Annotated in this window: 3 protein-coding genes and 1 pseudogene; 2 read left to right on the plus strand and 2 right to left on the minus strand. The window is 57.3% G+C overall.

The genetic code is table 11. The features are described 5' to 3' along the window. Nucleotides 1-727 precede the first annotated feature (727 nt). Together WBV42_RS20415 and WBV42_RS20420 are read right to left on the minus strand one after the other, a co-directional pair. A pseudogene (locus WBV42_RS20415) lies at nucleotides 728-1,284 on the minus strand (MaoC family dehydratase). Between the two features lie 232 nt (nucleotides 1,285-1,516). Further along, nucleotides 1,517-1,939 carry a GtrA family protein gene (locus tag WBV42_RS20420; protein WP_423987663.1) on the minus strand — a complete coding sequence of 141 codons (423 nt, stop codon included), beginning with the start codon at nucleotides 1,937-1,939 and terminating at the stop codon, nucleotides 1,517-1,519. 209 nt (nucleotides 1,940-2,148) lie between these two features. On the opposite strand from WBV42_RS20420, the gene WBV42_RS20425 reads away from it, so the two are divergent. Beyond that, nucleotides 2,149-2,379, plus strand: coding sequence for a hypothetical protein (locus WBV42_RS20425; protein ID WP_423987664.1), 231 nt, complete (start codon nucleotides 2,149-2,151; stop codon nucleotides 2,377-2,379). 211 nt (nucleotides 2,380-2,590) lie between these two features. Beyond that, the gene (locus WBV42_RS20430; RefSeq protein ID WP_423987665.1) at nucleotides 2,591-3,793 is read left to right on the plus strand and encodes a glycoside hydrolase; all 1,203 of its coding nucleotides are present in this window, start codon (nucleotides 2,591-2,593) and stop codon (nucleotides 3,791-3,793) included. The last annotated feature ends 8 nt before the right edge of the window (nucleotides 3,794-3,801 follow it).

Raw genomic sequence — 3,801 nt, forward strand, 5'->3', positions numbered from 1 at the left:
GTGGTGGTGTGTAGTGTACTGCCGCTTTCTTCTCTAAGCGGAAGTGATTCTGGTTGGGTCGCCGCCCTCGGCGAAGCGTATTTCGTCTCTTCGAACTGCACACTGCCTCGTCCCTCGGATGTTCTCGACAGAAATCGGTTACGGGAACTGCTAGCCATCGAGTGCTCGTAAGTCGTATAATTTTGATGGTGTGAATTCATCGGCTTGGGAGTCCCCCCCACCACAGTATTCGCAGACCCTTTCACGAACGACGGAGAACAAATCGTATGGAACGAACCCGCTGTGGTACATGCTTGTCGGCATCGCGGCCCTCAATGCCATCTGGTCGTTGGCAGGTGTACTCTCGGGCGACCGGATTACGACCGGTCCAGCGACCCTCTGGATTGTTCTTGGCGGATCTATTCTCCTCCTGACACCGATGTTCTACTACGCACTCTATCGAGACACGGGTGCCGTTCGAGACGATAATTCGTCTTGGACCCCGAATCGACGAGCGTGGATCGGTGGCGGAGTTCTCGTCTCGGTCGTTGGATTTGTCGTGTTTCTCAACCTACTGATCCACTATATTACCGGTCTCTATCTGGTGCAACACTTTCGAAAGTCATCCGTAACTGAACTACCCACCTGAACCGCGTCTAAGCACATCATTTTTCCTTTACTGCCGATTCGATGGTCGTTCCGAGAGTGATCTATGTGGTTGTGCTATGGTTATAAAAACGAGTACGAGTCACGATGAATCGACATCGTCCGGTTGTGTCCCGACGCCGTCGGGCCATCCCGGTGGTGCCGCCGCGCTCGGTTCCGCGAACGCTCGTTTGAGTACCATCGGCGTCCGTTCGAGCGAGAGCACTAAATCGCCGTCCTGATTGAACGCACGTAGCTCCGTCGTGACGATTCCGACGTGTTCGCGCGACTCGCTTTCGCGTTTGTCCAGTATCTCGCTCTCCGCGAAGATGGCGTCGCCGTGGAAGACCGGTGCGTGATGACGAATATCGTCGTAGCCGAGGTTCGCCGTCGCGTTGACGGAGATATCGATGACGCTCATTCCGACCGCGAGGGCGATGACGAACGTCCCGTCGACGAGTCGTTCGCCGAACTCCGTCTCGGCGGCGTATGCTTCGTTGAAATGCATCGGATTGCAGTTCATCGTGACGTTCGTGAACCAGACGTTGTCCGTTTCGGTCACCGTTCGTCCAAACGGGTGCTTGTAACGTCGCCCACGGTGAAATCCTCGAAATATCGCCCGTGCCAGCCAGCAACGAGGCGTCTATCGTTCTCGCTCATGGTTCACGTGGCTATGCGACCGAGAGCATACTAAAACGAACGACTCCTAGTGTCCGCTCTCCATCTACTACTGGGATAGTACGGACTCACCGGAAAGCGGTTGTCATCGAAAATCCGCCTCGTATCTACTCCCTATCACGAGAACTACTTAAACGAACTCGGTCGATGACCGTTGCCCTGTCCGACGCGGACCGACTCGTCGCGGTCCGGCCTTCGATGCCGGATGGCTCGTTCACCCCCACGTCCACCGTGAATCGAGGACGTAGCGGTAGACGCCACTGATCATGATCGCGACGGCGTTCGCCAGTAGATAGAGGATCTCGCCGCTGTTGACGAGCAAATAGAGGATCCCGAGTTGAATGGGGATCGCCGACCCGCGGACGACGTTCGTTTTGAGTAACCCGGCGAGATAGTCGCTCGTGGTCGAATTTCGAGTCGCGCGGAACGTCCAGGCGTTGTTGAGCGAGTACTGAAACAGGATCGTGATCTCGATGGCGATCGCCGCGCCGAGCAAGTAGTTGAGACCAGCTTTGTCGACGAACATCCAAAGCAGAACGATTTGCACTCCCGCAGCGACTGCTCCGACGGCTACGAACCGTCGTAACTGGGGGAAGAGCGGGCCGCGTCGGAGATCGAGAAGAGATTCCCGAAGCATATTTCGGTACCGAGTGGTTCGGACCGTGTATTCCTGTCGTTTCTCTCCCGCTCGAACGCCCGTTGGAGCGACGGAAAATCAGGGAAATCCGGAAAGCCGTTCGATGGTCATCAAGTTATCCGACGGTTTTCATCCCTAACACACCTGATAATCGAAGCTATCGAATATTTTGCCAAAGATTTGTGGTGGTCCCATTCCATACCTTGCTTATGACGGACACACACGACGAACTGCTACAACAGTTGAACGAGATGCAGGCGGCACGCGGTATCGACCCCGATACGCGGAAAGTGATCGGTGCTCTCAGCGAAACGGTTCATACGCTCGGCGAGGAGATCGACGACCTCCAAACGCGCGTGAAGGAGTTGGAGGAGCGCGCCGCGAAAGACGCACGTTCCGAGGACGACGAGCGAAAGCAGGCGTGGTACTCGGAACGCTAATCCGATACTTCCGTCTCGCTCCAGTCGACCAGCATGCGACTGCACGCCGCTTGGCCGACGCGTAATACCGTACGGGAATACGAGAGTGTTGGTCGTCCCGATTCTCGTCTTTTCTCCTACGATCCTGTGGGTAGTGGTATCTTTCAGCATCGAAAACCCATCCCGTTCGGGCACAGTCTTTATCATACGACTCGACAATCGCCCCCTACGAATGGACCCCCAGATTTCCCGCCGCCGCTTCCTCCAAACAGGGGCAACATCGTCTTCCATCGGGCTTGCTGGCTGTAATTCGTGGGCCGCCTCGCGGGGCGATGGAACGAAACGAAATGCGTCAGGGAGCACAACCACCTCGCACGAATCGGACTCGAATCCGGATGCAGTCGACGTCCGCGGAGCAATCTATATCCCGGCACGGGCGTTCAACCGGTACCAGATGTGGCGGGAGTACGATCCTGCGATCATCGAACGCGATCTCGGTTACGCCGCCAGTCTGAACCTCAACGCCATCAGAACGTGGTTGAGCTACGAGTTCTGGGTGGAGGACCGCGACGCACACGAAGAGCGGTTGGAACATTTCCTCGAAACCGCGGAGGCGTACGGACTTCGCGTCCTTCTCGGGTTATTCGATAGCATCGGTGAGGAACCCACCTTCGAGAACCTGTACGACACGGGCCTGTTCACCGGCGTTCAAACGTTCTCTCCGTCGACGAGGACGATGCTCGACAAGCAACTCTGGGACACCCCGCGCGAGTTCATCCGGTGGTTCATGACCCGATACGGGAGCGACGAACGGTTGCTCGCCATCGAACTCTCGAACGAACCGGGGTGGCGGAAGGCGTCCCGGAAGTTCGTCGAGGCGATGGCGAAGGTGCTGACGCTCCGTCGGGGTTCCGTTCCGCTAACGATGGGTTCCACTAGCCTCGCGAACAATGCGGAGTATCTCGACTGGGGGATGGACATCCTCCAATTCCATTACAACTTCGTCAAGACGCCATCGTTGTTCCGCCGTGTGCTCCAACAGGCGGCACTGACGAAAGTTCAGCAAGGAAGCCAAGTGTGGCTCTCCGAGTGGCAACGGGTTCGTCCGGGCGACGGATTTTTCGCGGACGTAACCGGCGAGGCCCGCTATCCGGACTACGCGTCGCTCGCCCCGCTCATCCACGAAGCGAACGTCGGGAACTTTTTCTGGTCGCTTATGGTACGGCCAGCCTCGGAACTCCATTTCCGGCGTCAAGGAGTGGTGAACGGCCTGTTTCACGAAGACGGCGCGGTCTGGAGTCTCGACGACGCCCGTGCCATCAAGGCGATGTCCGGCGACCCGTCGTTCGACGGGACGGAACGAAAGGAGTATCCACAGTGGATGGCCGCCATGGAGGATTCGACGGTACCGGTAACAGGCCCCCATCCGAGGTAATTTGTGCC

The organism is Haladaptatus sp., from assembly GCF_049589095.1.
GTDB lineage: Archaea > Halobacteriota > Halobacteria > Halobacteriales > Haladaptataceae > Haladaptatus.

What these genes read in the sequence shown, in the direction of transcription:
- WBV42_RS20420 (WP_423987663.1), bottom strand. Translation starts at nt 1,939, where the DNA reads ATGCTTCGGGAATCTCTTCTCGATCTCCGACGCGGCCCGCTCTTCCCC.
- WBV42_RS20425 (WP_423987664.1), top strand. Translation starts at nt 2,149, where the DNA reads ATGACGGACACACACGACGAACTGCTACAACAGTTGAACGAGATGCAG.
- WBV42_RS20430 (WP_423987665.1), top strand. Translation starts at nt 2,591, where the DNA reads ATGGACCCCCAGATTTCCCGCCGCCGCTTCCTCCAAACAGGGGCAACA.